We start from the raw sequence: 16,611 nt of genomic DNA on the forward strand, positions 1-16,611 counted from the left end.
GTATAAATTTAAGTTAAATATAAATAAAAATTCCTTTTAGAAGTCTTAAAGATTCATTTAATTATTAAGACTAACCTATATATTGTACAGCAATAATGAAAAAAAGTTAAGGTAATAAAGAAAGGGAGGGAGGAAACAAAAAAATAAGTAATAGAAATATAAGTTTAGTATTTAAAAATCAAATAATTAGGATAAATTGCTATATGAATATAATAGAATAAATGAAATAATATGGGAATTAGAAATTATTCAAAACTTTTTAAATTGATATTGACTTACTTTAACCTTAATAACAAAAAATGTATAAATGTAAAATAAAATAAGTTATTATAAAATTTTTAATATATGGTAAATATTTAAAATTAATCATAAAAAAATAGATCAGCACAATTAATTGTACTAATCTATTTCAATTAAAATATCTTTTGATTTAAGTTTAATTTTACTTGGAATTTCCTTTGATAGTGGTATTTCTGATAGAGAAATTTTTATATTATTTTCTACTAAATAATGCTCTATTAAAGCAACTTTTTTATCCCTATTTGGGATTAGTTGATAGAGAATATACCAGTCTTCAAGGGATGTTAGTGGTATTTTTGTATCATTTATAGTGGAATAGTTTTTTATACAATCTTTATTAAATAGATATTCATAGTTTTCATTTTCAAAATTTATAATTAATCCACTCATTAAGTCTATATCTATTCCATTTATGTTATATTCATAAAAATATTTAGTTAAGTAAGTAGAAGATTTTTCAGAAATATTTTTATTACCAATAGATTTTAAAATACTATCTGCTTTTTCTACATCTTTTAAAGCTACTAAAATATCAATGTCATTAGGTGATTTTACTAATGAATATTGATTTAATAATACAGATGCACCAACTGCCCAAGTTAAATTTTCGTCATTAAATTTTTTAGCTATATAGTTTAATGTATTAAATAACAATTAAAAACCTCTCCTTAAATACTCTATTAAGTTATCCTCTAACACATTTAAAGAATACACCATCTTGTAAGTATACAAGGTATCCATCTTGTATATATAATTCATCAAAATCACTATTAGGATTACTATCACTAGTTATATCTAAAGCTGTAATAGTTCCTTCATTTAAGCCAGTTCCCTTTAATGAATTCATATTATATCCTCTACAAAAATCTTTTTCAGATATTTTTGCAATTAAATATTTAGGATTTTCTATTTTAATATCAAAGGCATTATTAGAATAAGAATTCTTTCCAATTACTAATGTTTTACCTAAAGGAGCTCTATTATTTGAGTTTATTTTAGTTTCTCCAATAACCTTTTCTATACGCCATGTTCCATAATATTTTGAAATAGAATTGTCTTTAGCTGTAGATTTTTGTTTAGTTTCTTTTACTTTATCTTTTACTCTAGTTTCAACTACAGTATTCTTGCTTGGAGTTTTAGTTGTTTTTGTACTTTTAGCCTCTTTTTTTGCTGCTATAGTATCTTTAGTAGTTTTTGAATCCTTATTTTCATCTGTAGATTTAGCATTTTCTTTATTTTCTACCGCTTTATTATCATTTTTATTTTCATCTGTTTGATTAGATGAAGAATCTTGTTGAACTGTAGATTGCTCAGTTTGATTATTAGCAGCAGTATTTTGTGATGAATCTTTTCCACAACCTGAAACTGTAAACATACTTCCTAAAATAAGAATTCCTATAAGTAATTTTTTCATAAACTTAGTCCTCCATATAATTATTTTCTTTAGTATAAGTTATTAGTAATAAAAATAAAATTACTAAAAAGTAAAAAGATATTAATTAAAATGACATTTTTTTATTGTTGTTCTTTTGGTAATTTAGAAACTACTATATTTCTAACTGTAGTATGTAAATTAGCTATTTCTTCTTTTGAAAGATTAGTTACATCAATAGGTTCATGAATATAAACTTCAACATCAGAAGCTTTAATTTTACCACCATTAGCTTCTAGTAATTTGTATGAGCCATTAATTGTAACTGGAATTATTTTTACTTTTGATTTTAAAGCAAGTTTAAAACTTCCAGCCTTAAATTCTGCAACTGGTTTTCCTTTACTTCTAGTTCCCTCTGGAAAGACTACCATTGAGTAACCTGATTTAAGTGTTTGAATTCCCTTTACTATAGCTTCTGCAGACTTTCTTATATTGCTTCTATCCATAAAAACACAATGTATATATCTCATCCACATGCTTATTATAGGCCAGTGTTCTAATTCTTTTTTAGCAATAAATCCTTTAGGTTCATCAATAGTGCTTAATATAAGTGGTATATCAAAGTTACTTTGATGATTTCCTACAAATAATACAGCTTCATCTTTAGGAATGTTTTCTTTCCCAAATACTTTTACCCTAGCACCACTAAGCCAAATAACAAATTTTGCCCAACTATGAGTTATTTTATAAATTGCCATAGTTCTATCTTTAGTTCTTCCCTTATGCTCTAGGTATTTAACTTTTATTAAACCAATAGGCGAAATTATTAAGCTAAGTATTATTCCAGGATAAAAAAGTATGGTTCTTAACATAATACCAATCCTCTCTAATTTTAAAAAAATCTTATAAAAAAAGTATAGTATATATTGTAAAAATTTAAAAGAACTAAAGGGATAATTAACTAGTAAAGTTAAAGTTTTAGTAATAAAAGTTCAATGATTTTGGAAATAATATTTAAGAAAGAAGAGGTGAAGATTTATGAGAAAAAGTTTTGTGCCAGTTGTTATTAGTATTATAATTAGCTTATTTTTAGGAATATTCATTTATTCAAAAATAAATTATTCACAGGTTAAGAGGGAATATGTAGAAAGATTTGTGGATAAAAGATTAGTTACTGTTAATAACTCTAATAATAGTATAGTTATAAAGCCAAAGGAAAGAGATGCTATGGTAGGATATATATTTTATCCTGAAAATAATATAGATGAAAATGCATATATTCCATTAATGGCTAAAGTTGCAGAGAGAGGATTTAATGTTTATATAGTAAAGACACCCCTTCACCTTAATTTAAATGGAAATAAATTAGGTAAAGATATAATTTCTATAAATAAGGATATAAATAGTTGGATTATTAGCGGAATTAATGAAGGAGAGAGGTCTGCCAAAGAATTTTATGATAAAATAAAAGAGGATGGAAAATTTGAACTATTTATATGTAAAGATATAAAAGGAAGAAGTACATTAAATAAAGACTATTGTAATTATGATATATCAAAAGATAGTAAAATACTTATTAAATCACTAAATGAATTACTTTATTAAGATATATTAAAGAGAAATTTAATATATATTTTTAAAAAACTTAAGAGTAAATTAAGATTAGTGAATTAAACTAGTAAATATAAAATATAACTTAGTAAAGGAGTTAGTTAATGGAATGTAGAGAAGATCAAGATAGACCTGTGGTTAATAAAATAATTGGATTAACTGAAGAGCAAGTAAATGAAAGAATCTTATTAGGAGAAGTGAATAAAATTCCAAAAGCTCCATCAAAAACATTTCTTCAAATTTTAAGATCTAACTTTTTTACAATGTTTAATGCACTAAATCTTGTTCTTGCAGCAGCAGTAATAATTGCAGGATCACCAAAAAATGCAATATTTGCTGGAGTAATCATTGTAAATAGTTTAATTGGGGTTATACAGGAAGTAAAAGCAAAAAATATAATAGAGAAACTTTCAGTAATTAGTGAAGCACACTGTAATGTAGTAAGAGATGGTGTGTTAAGGAAGATTGGAATAGAGGATATAGTAAAGGATGATATTATTTATATTACATCTGGAGATCAAATTTTAGCTGACGGAGTATTAAGTGAAGGAAATGAGCTTGAAATTGATGAATCTATGCTTACAGGAGAAGCAGACCCTATTCATAAAAAGGAAGATGATAATCTTTTATCAGGAAGTTTTGTAGTTGCTGGAGAAGGGTATATGAGGGTTACTAAAGTTGGAGCTAATACATATTCTTCAAAATTGGCAGATGAAGCAAGGAAATTTAAAATTACAAATTCTGAATTGCAAAATTCATTAAATAAAATACTTAAAGTATTACTAATATTAATAGTTCCAATTGGAATAATACTTGCAACAACTCAACTTAAATTTATAAAAGCTAGTTGGCAAGATGCTGTAATTGGAACTGTATCAGGAATAATTGGAATGGTGCCAGAGGGGCTTGTATTATTAACAAGTGCAACCTTTATTGTGGCAATAATTAAATTATCCCAATATGATACTTTAGTTCAAGAACTTTCAGCAACTGAAGTTTTAGCAAGAGTTGATGTTTTATGTGTAGATAAGACAGGAACAATAACAGAAGGAGCATTAAAACTTATTGATGTTGTAAATTTATCATCTTATAAGGACAGTGAAATTGATGATGTTTTAGCATCAATAGCACATAATCTCCCAAGTAAAAATCCAACTCAACAGGCTGTGTTAGATAAATATAAAGAAGATTCAAATTTTGAAATAATAGAAAAAGTTCCATTTTCATCAAAGAGAAAATGGGGTGGAATAGTTACTAAAGATAAAGGTACATGGATATTTGGAGCACCTGAAATAGTAATGGGTAATAAATATTTAGAAATTAAATGTAAGGTGGAAGAAGAGGCAAGAAAGGGAAGAAGAGTACTTGTACTTGCTAAATCTAAACTTAATTCTTTAAGGGGAGAAAAACTTAAAGAAATAGAAAAGGCAGCCTTAGTGTTAATTGAAGATATAATAAGAAAAGATGCACCAGAAACTTTAAAATTCTTTAAAGATGAAGGGGTAAATGTAAAAGTAATATCAGGAGATAATCCTGTTACAGTATCAGCAGTTGCTACAAGAGCAGGTGTGCATGGTGCTGAAAATTATATAGATGCAAGAGAACTTCCAGAAGATATGGAAGGACTTAAAAAAGAAGTTGAAAAATATAGTGTATTTGGAAGGGTAACTCCTCACCAAAAGAAGGCACTTGTAATTGCACTTCAAGAAAATGATCATACAGTTGCTATGACTGGAGACGGAGTAAATGATGTTTTAGCACTTAAGGAAGCAGACTGCGGAATTGCCATGGCAAATGGCTCAGATGCAACAAAGGCAGTATCACAATTAGTTCTTATGAAATCAAACTTTAGTGCATTACCAAAGGTAGTTGCAGAAGGAAGACAACAAATAAATAATTTGGAGAGAGTTGCACAGTTATTTTTAACTAAAACAACTTATTCAATAATACTTGCAGTAGTATTTTCAATATTATTACTTCCATTTCCAATACAACCAATACAACTTTCATTAATAGGAAGTTGTGCTATAGGAATACCTGCATTATTCTTAGCTATGTTACCTAATAATGAAAGAGTAAAAAAAGGTTTCCTTGGAAGGATATTAACAGCTAGTATTCCAAATGGAGTTTTGATAGCCATATTTGTTTCAGCAACCTTTGTTATATCAAATAACTATGGTACATCCTTAGAAACATCAAGAACTTTAGCTGTGCTAATGCTTGCTGGAGTTAGTATGGTAATACTATTTAAAGTTGCACTTCCACTTACACCATTTAAAATTGGATTAGTTATATTAATGATGTTAATTGTTTCTTTAGGATTTATTACACCAATAGGAAGATTAATATTTACTTTAACTAAATTATCTGGAATGCAATGGTTATTGTCAGCAGGTGCAATTGCATTATCAGTTCCAATACTTGCAACTGTTGTAAGTTTAATTAGAGTTAAGAAAAATGTAGAACAATAATAATTAATAAAGGTGGGATTTCCCACTTTTATTTTTTATAAAGAAAAGTTTACTTTAATAATTGACATATTCATATTATTAGACTAAAATTTTATTTATACGCCCCTATGGTCTAATGGATAGAACAATCCCCTCCTAAGGGATAGATACAGGTTCGATTCCTGTTAGGGGTGCCATATATATTTAAATAATAGCTTAAACCTTGATGAGGTTTAAGCTATTTTATTTTGATTAAAACTCTCTAATTAAGTGCTAAAAGTTTTTATTGAGAGCTTTAATTAATTATAATGATTTTTCGAATATTAATTCAAAATGAGTAGCAGATCCATAAACTCCTGTAGGCGGAGTTAAAACTTGAACTAATCTCCAACCTTCTTTTGCATGAGCATTTATTATATCATGATAATCCTCTTTTGGTTTTGATGTAAAAATTCCTTTTAGTTCTAATTTTACAAACTTATATTCAAACATCTAAATACCTCCTTAGTTCTGATTATATTAAAATATAGAATAAATACATAAAATGAATTTTAAGTTTTATTATAATAATGTCTACTTGATACTACATATTTTTATTATATCATTTTATAAATATATCTTGTATTATTCACCTATGGTATGAATGCTTAAAAGTAGAGGATTTATAAATTTCTGTAGTAATAATGATATAGATTTTAAAATATAGGGTGCAGAAATTAATTTCTACATCCTATTTTTAGATTATTAAAAATTGAATATATATTTATTGATAAAGAAGTAAAATATAAAAAATATAGAAAATATATTATTTTATAATAAAGAATAGAGAATGATGGAAGTATTATTGCATTATTAAGTAGAAGTTTAAAATTTAATAATAAGAAAAATATAATTAATAAATTTATTATTATTAAAAAAATACTAAAAGTATATTTATAAGTAATAGATTTTAGATATTTAGTTATTATAGGTTGAAAAATTAAAAAAATAGATCCTATAAATAAAAGAATATTTAAAAAGAAATTTGGCTTATCATATGCTAGTAGTGGAGGAGTATAAGACAGAATACTTTCTAATGGAGTAGGATTAAGATTTATTATATTTGTGTAAGTAAATAGATTATAAAAAATTATAAATGAAAGTGATATATAAATTAATGTTCTAAAAGTTAATTTAAAATTTTTCAATAATTAAACCTCCTTAAATTCTATAAAACAAGTGTATTTGAAATAGAAAAAAATATCAATAAGTTAAGTTTAATACAATGTAAATTAATTATGATATAGGAGATTATAGAATGGATCATAGAGAATTAATGATGAAGAGAATAAAAGATATGGGATTGAGTTTAAAAGATGTATACAAGAGGGAAGAGGCTTACTTAAAGGCTATACATAATAAAGAATATAATAAGTATTTAGTTAATGTAGAGGATTTAGGATTAATTCAATGTTGGGACAGTAATAAAAGAAAATAAAAAGTCCTGTGTATGTTAAGGTAAGTATATATACAGTATTTAAATTTTATATAAATCTATGGATAGTATTTAGAGATAAGAATAACACCATGGAAGAAGTAGAGCAGTTATTGAAAGATTATTATAAAAATATAAAAGGGTTAGAGTTATAAGATAATCAATTTTATCGTTGCCAAAAGTGGCAACGTGTGTGTTGGTGCTAGAATTGTAAGTCATAAGATGACCAATAATTACTGTATGACATTATATTAAGGTATGGGTGTATAAAAAGTTTAATCAAAGTATAAAAGGTCATGGTATCTAACCTTACATAAGGTTTTTGTAAATTTTTAGGGTATGGGGGGTATAAAGAAAAGTTTTAGAAGGATACTGAAAGGTCGCAGTTATAGTTTTCATTCCGAAAAATTCTAAATACTAATGAAAAGGGGGTAACTCTTAAAATTTCAGAAGGTAAATGATATTTACTTACCTATAAATAATATTAAGAGATAGCAAGAAAATGTACTAGATTGAGGAAGTGGTGGAAGAGTTATTAATTAAATATTATAAATTTAATAGGTTTATAGATGAAAAATTTATAATGAAAGCTCATAGAAAATGATAGATATTTTAAATAGTTGTGATATAGAAGTTAATATTATTGAGTCACAATAAAACTGTATGATATAATTATTTTTAATCAATAAAATAAGAACGGATAGGTGTGTACATTTTGAAAAGTAATAGTTTAAGAGATATAACAGTTTTTATAGATGAGTCAGGAAGTATTCCTAAAGAACCATGTAAGGGAAATAATTATTTTATAATAACATTATTGTGTGTAGAAGATTGTAAGACGGAACATATAAAGAAAATATTTAAAAATAGTAGATTAAAGATTGCTAAAAAGAAAGACAAGTTAATGAATGAGCTTAAAAATAATAAAGAAATAAAAGGATCAATGATTAGCGAAAAAGATAAAAATATTATATATAGTAAAGTTATGGATAAATGTTCAGATGAGTTTGAATTAGCTATTATTGTTTTAGATTGTTTAAAGACTACAGAAACATTTAAAGCAAATTCATCAAGAGCATTTAATTATTTGATAAAAACCTATTTAAATAGTCATTTTAGACATTGTAGTAAATATAAAAATATTAATTCAATTAAATTTATAATAGATGAGAGAAATGTAGCTACGGGTTCTAAATATACATTGAGAGAATATTTAAATACTGAATTAAATTTAATTGAACCTTTTACTAATGAAGATATAGATGTTCATTATTATGATTCTAAGAAATATTTATTACTGCAGATGGCTGATTTTATTTCAAATACTTTTTATAGAAAAATTCAAAAAAATATTGATGATTTTGGAAATGTTGAGTTCTTATTAAAGCAAACTTGCAAAGGAAAAATTTTTAAGTTTCCGTTGGAATATCCTAAGAATTAATTGGATATAAATATAATATGTCACTGCATAAGTCCATAGTATTTACACATTTGTGCTTGGAAGAAATTCTAATCTATGGCTCAGTGACTTTTTGTAAAATACATTTAGATTTTAAAATATGCTATTGACAAGCATATTTTGCTATAATATAATTTAATCAACAAGATAAGTCCTTGTAATTCGCAAGAGATTGTAAGCAGTATTTTACTACTGTCGAACCAAGGCATTGTTAGAGTGACACTTCAGCTATGAAGTGTTTTTTCGTTTTTGTAAGGAGTTTTAAAAAAGTATAATAAGGTGACAATTCTCAAATATAAAAGAAAATACAAGCAAATGTATAAAAACATAAAAATGCTTGCAAATATAGTAAATTCAACGACTTATGCAATTTATTAAAATGTATAAAATATACTAAAATATAGGGGTTAGGGGTGCCACATATATTTTATTGCATTTGAATTAATATGTATAATCATTACATCACATAAATGAAATGCGAGTATAATAAATAGATTTAAAATTGTAAAAAGTTTTAATGGGTAAAATAATTTAACAATAAGGAGGCAAGTTTTATATTTTTATTCAGCACCTTCTCCTGAATTAACAACCTTAGTTTTATTTTCATCATCCCACATATAAATTTGAGCTTTAGATTCATCTTTATAAAATACTACAAATACACTATATGGAAATTTTCCACCTTTAAGTGGATTATAGTATGATTTTATACTTTTTATATCATTTTTATTATAACCTTCTTCAGATAATTGCCATACGGTAGTTTCTATTATTTTTTCTCTTTCATTTTGATTTCCATTAAAATATAATTTTGTTCCTAAAGTAGCAATAATAAAAAATAATATAGCAATTAACATTATTTTTATAAATTTATTCATATTATCCATCCTTTTTTGACTTTTATTTACTTTTTATTATATATAATAAAAAAATTAATATCAATTATGGTTTAATATTAAAAAAATGAAAAATAAAGGTAGATATAAAAATATTAAATTTGAATTTGGAAAATAAAAAAAGAGTCTAATGACTCTTTTTATCTAATTAATTGCTCTTATAGTTCTATATACTAGTCCTTTTTCTTTTTTCAAGTTTTTATATTCTTTATAAATTTCAAATTCTCCTAAATCCGGTGCATTTGTTCCAACATCTGTTGCAACCCCTAATGCATATCTTGAACCATTTATATTTTTTATAACCATATCATCCAGTGTTATGTAATCTATATTTTCATCTTTTCGTATCTTTTCTACATATAATAAACCGCCTACAATATTTTTCTTGGGAGCCTTATAACAAAAGCTAATTGTGTTATCTGATTCACTTACATAGTACTTTCCTCTCCAATTTGCAGGTAATTCCATTTGTATTCCTAATCTTCTATTTACATAGTGTATGTTACCTTGATTTTGAACAGTTTTCGTTACTTTGTTATTAGTAGTTTTACTATTTGAAGAATTTTTATTTGTGCGTTCTTCTTTTTGTTTATTTTGCTTTTCAGCTTCTATTTTTTTCTTTTCGTCCTCTTTTTTCTGATCTGTTTTTTTATTTAATTTAGCTTTTAAATCATTTATTTTTTTATTTTGTATTTCTGTTAACTCTTTATTTTTTAAGGCATCTAAATTTTTACTTGCTTCATCTAAATTTCCATCATTAATTAATTTATTTACGTCATTTATTTTAGTATCTATTTCTTTTATTTCATCTAATTTTTTATTTATATTATTTTTTAAAGTATCAATATCATTTTTTATATTATAATTACTATATTCATTAGGTAGTTTTGAAATTTCTTCATTAGCTTTATTATATTCCTTATTTTCATATAATTTTTTTGCATTTTCAAAATTGGTTATTATGTTATTTAATAAATTTGCCTCAGAATTACTTGAATCCTCTTTTAAAATTTCATTAATTTCTTTTTTAGCTTCACTATATTGACCTGAATTTATATCATTTATAGCATTTTCTATTTGTTTTTTTATCTTATTTCCACAACCAGATAAAATTAAAATACCACTAAAAAGAACTATTAGCATAAATGATATATTTTTGACCTTTTTCTTATGTATTTTTTCCATAAATCATCCTCCTTAATAGATAAAGATAGTATAAATTTTAATTTTTATACTATAGAATTATTTAGCTAAAAAGCTAATTGCAGTTAAGCCAATACCCAAATTCTTTTTAAGTAATCCAGTAGTGGAAATATCCATATAAAATCTACCAACTTCTGGGCTAAGTGTTTCTTTATCTTTTGCTTTACGAACTGCTAGTTGTCGTAGAGATTCTGCTAATTTTATTGTTTGTTGTTCAAAGTCCTTTACCATCTCAACTGAATTTTTAAATTCAACTAGTTTAGAGCGTTCATCATCAAGAGTTTGTGTATTTAAAATTAAATCATAAACTCTTGATAATAGATCATTTTGTTTTTCTAATCTTTTTTCTTTTTTCTTCAATGTAATTACCTACTTTCTGTTTGAAGCTAGCGATATTTAATATAAACCTATTATGGTTCTTATAATTAAAATTATATATTAAATATTAAAATATAGGTAATAAATGTTAGTTTGTTTTGGTAAAAGTTAAATTTTATAATATAATTAATGTAAAATATAATAGAAAAAGGGGGAGATTTATGAAGAAAAAAATATTTATAATTAATATTTTTTTGTTAGTTGTGTGGTTAATATGTTTAAAATTTATAGATTATGAAATAAGATTAAATAATCTTATGTTCACAAATATTAGTATAAATTTAATAGCAAGTATTTTTACTGTATTATTATTTTCCTTATTAGTTCAAATAATAATGTATTTATACAAGTTTGTGCATAAAAGAAATAAAAAATTATATTTAGAAATAATTGCAGGATTAGGGATTTTTTTAGTTGTTGCTAGTATGGTAATGTACTTAATGATTGGATTTATTTTCTTTGCATTTGAAGGACCTGAATATACTGTTGAAAAAGATGGAAAAAAGATGGTGGCATATGTAAATAGTTTTACACATGTTTATGTAGAGTATTATGACTATATAAATCCATTTGTACATGGAAATAAAATAAAGATAGGAGAAGATTATGGAGCTGGTGGATATGATCCATTTAAGTCAAAAGAAAAAGTAATGTCTAAAAGAATTACATACTATAACGATAATGAAGAGATAATTAAGGAAGCATCAATAGAAAAATAAATTTATTAAAAATGGAGAAATACACTGATATGAATATTATTATTACTTTTAAAAATACAATAAATGATTTTATAGATTGTATTTATTATTTTGAAAAATTTTCAAAGCCATCAAAAAAATTTTACTTTTCCTATATTTTTTTACCGATATTCGGTATAGGAGTTTCAATTGTAGATATACTTATAAATAAGTACTTTTCTATTTTTAATCTAATTACTATAATCTTTTTTTTACTAATTTTTATTTTTTCGTCAACAATCTATAATTATAATTTATATAAAAAAGCTAAAGAATTAGTAACTGATTATAATGATATTAATAAAATTATAGATAATAAAAAACATATAATATTATATGATAACTATATTTTATTTAATATTTTAAATAAAGATAACTCTGAAAAGAAGATTTATTTTAAGGATATATTTGAAGTAATTATTGATAATACTCGTATATTTATTTATACAATTGAAAACTTATCAATAAGTATTCCTATATCTAACTTTGAAAACTGTGATGAAAAAGATATCTTCTTAAAAAATTTATCAAATATATCAAATTGTAAAATAATAAATAATAGAACCAGATATTTTAATTAAAATATCTGGCTCTGGTTAAGAATAAGTCCATTTTATTTTTTTAGATATATTTAATAAGATATCTTGCAAATTAGCGTCTTTCTCAATATATTTTCTGTCAGTTTTATTATTTTTATTTATAATTACCTTTCCTAAAAATTCTAATTTTTTAATTTTATTATTTACTCCTATCATATATTGAGCATTAGGAGTTCTGAAAACAATTTCTGATTGTGCTAAATATTTACTTTTTTTATCAAAATTATTTTCGGAATAATTTATTTCTTCTTTAATTATTTTTTCTATCAATAATTTTTCTTTTTTATTATCTAAATTTAAATTTTTATTGAATATTATATAACTAGATGTATATCTAGTATTATCAATATTTCTTTTTACTTCATATTTATTAAGAAAAGTCTTTAGCCCTAAATATTTAATACCTAAAACTATTATTAAAACCATTATAAAACTAATTAATAATCTTTTTTTCAATCATATCCCTCCCCATTTAATATATTATAATATATTAATTTAATTGAGATATAGATAATTAAGTTTAGTTTTTGGGAAAAGTTAAATTTTATAATATAATTAATGTAAAATATACTATAAAAGGGGGTAATTTATGAAGAAAAAAATATTTATAATTAATATTTTTTTATTGGTTTTGTGGTTAATATGTTTAAAACTTATAGAACATAAAATAAGATTATCTAATCTTATTTTAACAAACATTAGTATAAATTTAATGGCTGGTATTTTAACTATATTATTATTTTCCTTATTAGTTCAAATAATAATATATTTATATAAGTTTGTGCACAAAAGAAATAAAGAATTATATTTAAAAATAATTGCAAGATTAGGAATTTTCTTAGTTGTTACTAGTATGTTAATGTATTTGATGGTTGGATTAATTTTATTTTCATTTGAGAGGTCGGATTATATTGTTGAAAAGAATGATAAAAAAATGATAGCTTGTGTTAGTGGGTTTACTGAAGTTATTGTAGAATACTATGATTATATAAATATATTTGTAAGAAGAGATAAAATTAGAATATCAGAATATTATGGGGAAGGGGGAATTAATCCATTTTCTAGAGATCCAAAATTAGAACCAAAAATCATTAAATATTATGATGATAATGGTAATGTAATAGAATAATTGGATGTTCTATATTGTAATATAAAACTTAAAATTTTAAAGAGTGAGGTGCATACATGGATAGACATAGTATAAAATCTTTAAGATATTTTGCTATTTTCATAATAATTGCAAATATTATTGGAAATATATTATTTTTATTAAAAGTTAAAGGTTATAAATTTTCATTTTTGGGGAACGTAGATATTTATTTAATAACTAGATTTTCATTATTTTGTTTGATTGCAGTATTTTTAGGAGTAGTTTTGAATAAAAGTGATAAATTAAAGGAAGAGGAAAAGAGTAGATTACAATCTAAATTAAGACCGGTATTATATTTTAATATAATATTTGTTATTTATTGTTTGATTACTTTATTTGTATTTAAAGTAAGAGTACTTTTTGTTTCATCTATAATAATGGAGTTAGCGTATATAGCAATTATAATTTATAGTAAAAGATTATACATATCATTAATGGTTGATGAACATAAGCTTAAATGGCAAAAAGTTATGTTGGGAGCGGATTCAAATATTGAAGATAGCAATATTTTTTGGAGATTAAAAATATGGTTTTTACCATTTGAAAGAGTGCCATTTAACAAGAGAAAATTTGAAGGCGTTTCAATATTATATATAATTGCATATGTATATGCTTGCTATATATTGTCTTTTAAATCTCCTGTAATTTGGATATTAACAATTTTTATATTAAAATCAATTATTGGGATTATAGAATATATTTTAGGGTTATATACTTCATTAGTAGGTATTTGTACTGGTATTGACGAAGCTTCTGGAGGCAGTAAAGATAAGGTGCATTGGATAGTTTATGTAACTGATTATGTGCATAAGAGAGAAATAGTTTATAAAACTTATGACAAGCCTTATTTTAAAAAAGATGATAAAGTGAAAATAATTCATAGTATATTTTTAAAGTATGTAATTAAAGGAAGTCTAATAAGAGATATGTTTTTATAAATTAATAATATGAAAAGTAAGGGTAAGATTAAATTTCTTATCCTTTTATTTATATTAATGTAAAAAGACCAGAAATATAACTTCTGGCCTAAATCAAATAATATTAGTAATTGTATAATTATGTGTTTATAAAATTTATTTTATTGAATTAATAATTTTAGGAACTTGATCTTTCATATTTTTGTATGTAGAATATTCAGAATTATCATCAGGAAATCCTATATCAGTAGGACCTCCAATAAAATATTTCTTATTTTTTATTGTTATATATTTTTTTGAGTCTATGCTGTCATATTCAGCATGGTTTATTGATTTATCATTAGCATTAGCAATAATAAATAAAAAACCTTCTAAATTATTTGACTTTTGAGGTTTAAAATATACAGATAATGAGTTTTTGGATTCCTTAATTATATATTTATTAGTCAAACTTTTAGGGAATTTAATTGTTAAGTTTAAGGATTTAGCTTCATAGGGAATAGAAGGAATATTTGAATATATTTTATAAGCAAATAATAAAATTATTAATATTATTAGTGAAATTGGTATTAATTTTTTCATTAAATTTTATCCTCCTTTAGTATGAGCTTTACATTTAGCTTATGAGTATATTTAAATTTTAAATATTATTACCAATTACGCCCAGAATCACCAGCCATAGAATTTTTAGTTAAAGTAGGTTTTAAAACAGAATAGTGTTTTAATTCTCCATTAGAATTGAAAACAAATAAAATTTTATATTCTGAATTTATTTTATAACCATATATTATTTCATTTTTTTTGAGAGTTTTATTATAATCTGGATCACCGAAAAAGTTCTTGATTAATTTAGAATTTAGATTATTTAAAGTTTTATCAAAGGAACGTATTTCAAAAATTTGACTTCCTTTATTGCAGCCAAAAGCTAAGTTATAAGAATTAAAAGTAAAATATGTACCTTTAGCATCAGGAACAAAATCTTCACTATTTGCCTTACCTAATTTAGAAATTACAGTATCTATAGGTTGTCCAATTTTAAAATTAGAATTTATAACTGTTCCTTTTTCGGCAGAAGATTTTATTTTAGTAAGTAGAATTGAAATTTTTTTATTTATATTTGATGAATTATTATTAGAATTATTATTGTTTGATTTGTTTTTATTTTGAGAGGGTTGAGTATTAACCTTATTATCAGATTTATCAATTGTCTGTTCTGAAGATGTGTTTTGCTTATTATTATCAGTTTTTTTAGTATTATTACAACCTAAAAAAAGAACAGAGGATATGATAATAAAAGACAAAGAAAGCAATATTTTTTTCATATTAAGCACTCCTTTTCATAGAAATTTAAGTATATTATACATATATATAGAAAAATTTACATTAAAGAAAGTTTAATATTTAATAACAAAGTTGTTACTTATTTTAAACTAGGGATAAAAATAAAGGTTAAAGTTTATAATTATAGAATTTAATAAAGGACAGTAGATAGTTTCAAATTTGCACAAAACTATTTACAGTCCTTCTTAATTAAATATTTTAAATACCACTATTTAATATTATTTTGAAGTTCTCTCATCCATTTTTCTATTATTTGATTTTCATGAGGGATAGGTTTTCTATGTTTTTTATAGTTAGTCATAAATTTTGTTAAGTCATTATATAACTTTTCTAAATCCATATCATCAATTATTTCTTTGTTTGAATATATATTTCCAAGAGCTTCTCTCTTATTTTCAGATTCTTGTAATGCAGTTAATAACTTACCTGCTAATATTTTTTTGCCATCAGCTTCTGCTGCAATTAAAGCTTTTAATCTTTCTTCAGTGTGTTTAGATGTTATATCATAAAAATCATCATATAAACCAAATTCTTCTATGAAGTTTTTGAATGCTTCAAAATTATTTTCATTTTCAAATATTTCTTTAAGTTCAATTTCAGTATATCTCATATAAATCACGACTCCTAACTTTTTTATTTATATTATAATATATTGAGTTTTATAATTTTTAATAGGAAAATATAATATATATAAAATTCTTATAGTTTTTTACAAAACATATCA

19 protein-coding genes and 1 tRNA gene are annotated in these 16,611 nt (G+C 23.6%); 9 read left to right on the forward strand and 11 right to left on the reverse strand.

Annotated features, from left to right (window positions below):
* Positions 1-399: 399 nt before the first annotated feature.
* From J2S18_RS10995 to J2S18_RS11005, 3 genes are all read right to left on the reverse strand, one after another.
* Positions 400-954, reverse strand: coding sequence for a nucleotidyltransferase family protein (locus J2S18_RS10995; RefSeq protein WP_307486892.1), 555 nt, complete (start codon positions 952-954; stop codon positions 400-402).
* 31 nt (positions 955-985) lie between these two features.
* Positions 986-1,714 carry an LptM family lipoprotein gene (locus J2S18_RS11000; protein WP_307486893.1) on the reverse strand — a complete coding sequence of 243 codons (729 nt, stop codon included), beginning with the start codon at positions 1,712-1,714 and terminating at the stop codon, positions 986-988.
* A 101-nt stretch (positions 1,715-1,815) separates the two neighbouring features.
* Positions 1,816-2,544 carry a lysophospholipid acyltransferase family protein gene (locus J2S18_RS11005; RefSeq protein ID WP_307486894.1) on the reverse strand — a complete coding sequence of 243 codons (729 nt, stop codon included), beginning with the start codon at positions 2,542-2,544 and terminating at the stop codon, positions 1,816-1,818.
* A gap of 166 nt (positions 2,545-2,710) precedes the next feature.
* Here J2S18_RS11005 and J2S18_RS11010 point away from each other — a divergent pair, with 166 nt between their 5' ends.
* The 3 genes from J2S18_RS11010 to J2S18_RS11020 all read left to right on the forward strand — a co-directional run bounded on the left by J2S18_RS11010 (position 2,711) and on the right by J2S18_RS11020 (position 5,930).
* Positions 2,711-3,277: an alpha/beta hydrolase gene (locus J2S18_RS11010; RefSeq protein ID WP_307486895.1), complete on the forward strand. Its 567-nt coding sequence runs from the start codon at positions 2,711-2,713 to the stop codon at positions 3,275-3,277.
* A gap of 110 nt (positions 3,278-3,387) precedes the next feature.
* Positions 3,388-5,754 (forward strand): cation-translocating P-type ATPase, encoded by a 2,367-nt coding sequence (locus J2S18_RS11015; RefSeq protein ID WP_307486897.1) that lies wholly within the window; start codon positions 3,388-3,390, stop codon positions 5,752-5,754.
* Between the two features lie 101 nt (positions 5,755-5,855).
* Positions 5,856-5,930, forward strand: a tRNA-Arg gene (locus tag J2S18_RS11020).
* Between the two features lie 106 nt (positions 5,931-6,036).
* On the opposite strand, the gene J2S18_RS11025 is transcribed toward J2S18_RS11020, so the two are convergent.
* The gene (locus J2S18_RS11025) at positions 6,037-6,225 is read right to left on the reverse strand and encodes a DUF4177 domain-containing protein (RefSeq protein ID WP_307486898.1); all 189 of its coding nucleotides are present in this window, start codon (positions 6,223-6,225) and stop codon (positions 6,037-6,039) included.
* Positions 6,226-7,030: 805 nt separating this feature from the next.
* On the opposite strand from J2S18_RS11025, the gene J2S18_RS11030 reads away from it, so the two are divergent.
* Together J2S18_RS11030 and J2S18_RS11035 are read left to right on the forward strand one after the other, a co-directional pair.
* Positions 7,031-7,210 (forward strand): hypothetical protein, encoded by a 180-nt coding sequence (locus J2S18_RS11030; RefSeq protein ID WP_307486900.1) that lies wholly within the window; start codon positions 7,031-7,033, stop codon positions 7,208-7,210.
* Between the two features lie 712 nt (positions 7,211-7,922).
* Positions 7,923-8,648, forward strand: coding sequence for a DUF3800 domain-containing protein (locus J2S18_RS11035; protein WP_307486902.1), 726 nt, complete (start codon positions 7,923-7,925; stop codon positions 8,646-8,648).
* A 578-nt stretch (positions 8,649-9,226) separates the two neighbouring features.
* Here the strand turns inward: J2S18_RS11035 and J2S18_RS11040 are convergent.
* The 3 genes from J2S18_RS11040 to J2S18_RS11050 form a co-directional block, all read right to left on the reverse strand.
* Complete coding sequence (locus tag J2S18_RS11040; protein ID WP_307486904.1) at positions 9,227-9,544, reverse strand: DUF3139 domain-containing protein; 318 nt, start codon at positions 9,542-9,544, stop codon at positions 9,227-9,229.
* 162 nt (positions 9,545-9,706) lie between these two features.
* A complete protein-coding gene (locus J2S18_RS11045) occupies positions 9,707-10,747 on the reverse strand; it encodes a coiled-coil domain-containing protein (protein ID WP_307486906.1) in 1,041 nt (346 codons plus the stop codon).
* Between the two features lie 57 nt (positions 10,748-10,804).
* The gene (locus J2S18_RS11050; protein WP_307486908.1) at positions 10,805-11,125 is read right to left on the reverse strand and encodes a bacteriocin immunity family protein; all 321 of its coding nucleotides are present in this window, start codon (positions 11,123-11,125) and stop codon (positions 10,805-10,807) included.
* A gap of 179 nt (positions 11,126-11,304) precedes the next feature.
* On the opposite strand from J2S18_RS11050, the gene J2S18_RS11055 reads away from it, so the two are divergent.
* Together J2S18_RS11055 and J2S18_RS11060 are read left to right on the forward strand one after the other, a co-directional pair.
* Entirely contained in the window at positions 11,305-11,862 is a 558-nt protein-coding gene (locus J2S18_RS11055; protein ID WP_307486910.1) for a hypothetical protein, read from the forward strand.
* Between the two features lie 29 nt (positions 11,863-11,891).
* Positions 11,892-12,461, forward strand: a complete 570-nt coding sequence (locus J2S18_RS11060; protein WP_307486912.1) for a hypothetical protein — start codon at positions 11,892-11,894, stop codon at positions 12,459-12,461.
* A 15-nt stretch (positions 12,462-12,476) separates the two neighbouring features.
* Here J2S18_RS11060 and J2S18_RS11065 read toward each other — a convergent pair whose 3' ends face one another.
* Positions 12,477-12,935, reverse strand: a complete 459-nt coding sequence (locus tag J2S18_RS11065) for a hypothetical protein (RefSeq protein WP_307486913.1) — start codon at positions 12,933-12,935, stop codon at positions 12,477-12,479.
* 133 nt (positions 12,936-13,068) lie between these two features.
* Between J2S18_RS11065 and J2S18_RS11070 the strand changes: the two genes are divergently transcribed.
* Together J2S18_RS11070 and J2S18_RS11075 are read left to right on the forward strand one after the other, a co-directional pair.
* On the forward strand, positions 13,069-13,608 hold the full coding sequence (locus tag J2S18_RS11070) for a hypothetical protein (RefSeq protein WP_307486915.1): 540 nt from the start codon (positions 13,069-13,071) through the stop codon (positions 13,606-13,608).
* Between the two features lie 56 nt (positions 13,609-13,664).
* On the forward strand, positions 13,665-14,567 hold the full coding sequence (locus tag J2S18_RS11075; RefSeq protein ID WP_307486916.1) for a hypothetical protein: 903 nt from the start codon (positions 13,665-13,667) through the stop codon (positions 14,565-14,567).
* A gap of 135 nt (positions 14,568-14,702) precedes the next feature.
* Here the strand turns inward: J2S18_RS11075 and J2S18_RS11080 are convergent, their stop codons facing one another.
* From J2S18_RS11080 to J2S18_RS11090, 3 genes are all read right to left on the reverse strand, one after another.
* Entirely contained in the window at positions 14,703-15,128 is a 426-nt protein-coding gene (locus tag J2S18_RS11080) for a hypothetical protein (protein WP_307486918.1), read from the reverse strand.
* A gap of 68 nt (positions 15,129-15,196) precedes the next feature.
* Complete coding sequence (locus J2S18_RS11085; protein ID WP_307486920.1) at positions 15,197-15,868, reverse strand: YjgB family protein; 672 nt, start codon at positions 15,866-15,868, stop codon at positions 15,197-15,199.
* A gap of 227 nt (positions 15,869-16,095) precedes the next feature.
* Positions 16,096-16,497: a hypothetical protein gene (locus J2S18_RS11090; RefSeq protein ID WP_307486921.1), complete on the reverse strand. Its 402-nt coding sequence runs from the start codon at positions 16,495-16,497 to the stop codon at positions 16,096-16,098.
* Positions 16,498-16,611: the final 114 nt, after the last annotated feature.

The organism is Eubacterium multiforme, assembly GCF_030813415.1.
Taxonomy (GTDB): Bacteria; Bacillota; Clostridia; order Clostridiales; family Clostridiaceae; genus Clostridium; species Clostridium multiforme.

Bases quoted from the DNA above. Each gene is read 5' to 3' on its own strand.
- J2S18_RS11075 (WP_307486916.1), top strand. From the start codon at position 13,665: ATGGATAGACATAGTATAAAATCTTTAAGATATTTTGCTATTTTCATA.
- J2S18_RS11040 (WP_307486904.1), bottom strand. From the start codon at position 9,544: ATGAATAAATTTATAAAAATAATGTTAATTGCTATATTATTTTTTATT.
- J2S18_RS11080 (WP_307486918.1), bottom strand. From the start codon at position 15,128: ATGAAAAAATTAATACCAATTTCACTAATAATATTAATAATTTTATTA.
- J2S18_RS11090 (WP_307486921.1), bottom strand. From the start codon at position 16,497: ATGAGATATACTGAAATTGAACTTAAAGAAATATTTGAAAATGAAAAT.
- J2S18_RS11070 (WP_307486915.1), top strand. From the start codon at position 13,069: ATGAAGAAAAAAATATTTATAATTAATATTTTTTTATTGGTTTTGTGG.
- J2S18_RS11030 (WP_307486900.1), top strand. From the start codon at position 7,031: ATGGATCATAGAGAATTAATGATGAAGAGAATAAAAGATATGGGATTG.
- J2S18_RS11060 (WP_307486912.1), top strand. From the start codon at position 11,892: ATGAATATTATTATTACTTTTAAAAATACAATAAATGATTTTATAGAT.
- J2S18_RS11005 (WP_307486894.1), bottom strand. From the start codon at position 2,544: ATGTTAAGAACCATACTTTTTTATCCTGGAATAATACTTAGCTTAATA.
- J2S18_RS11045 (WP_307486906.1), bottom strand. From the start codon at position 10,747: ATGGAAAAAATACATAAGAAAAAGGTCAAAAATATATCATTTATGCTA.
- J2S18_RS11055 (WP_307486910.1), top strand. From the start codon at position 11,305: ATGAAGAAAAAAATATTTATAATTAATATTTTTTTGTTAGTTGTGTGG.
- J2S18_RS11025 (WP_307486898.1), bottom strand. From the start codon at position 6,225: ATGTTTGAATATAAGTTTGTAAAATTAGAACTAAAAGGAATTTTTACA.
- J2S18_RS11010 (WP_307486895.1), top strand. From the start codon at position 2,711: ATGAGAAAAAGTTTTGTGCCAGTTGTTATTAGTATTATAATTAGCTTA.
- J2S18_RS11000 (WP_307486893.1), bottom strand. From the start codon at position 1,714: ATGAAAAAATTACTTATAGGAATTCTTATTTTAGGAAGTATGTTTACA.
- J2S18_RS11085 (WP_307486920.1), bottom strand. From the start codon at position 15,868: ATGAAAAAAATATTGCTTTCTTTGTCTTTTATTATCATATCCTCTGTT.
- J2S18_RS11015 (WP_307486897.1), top strand. From the start codon at position 3,388: ATGGAATGTAGAGAAGATCAAGATAGACCTGTGGTTAATAAAATAATT.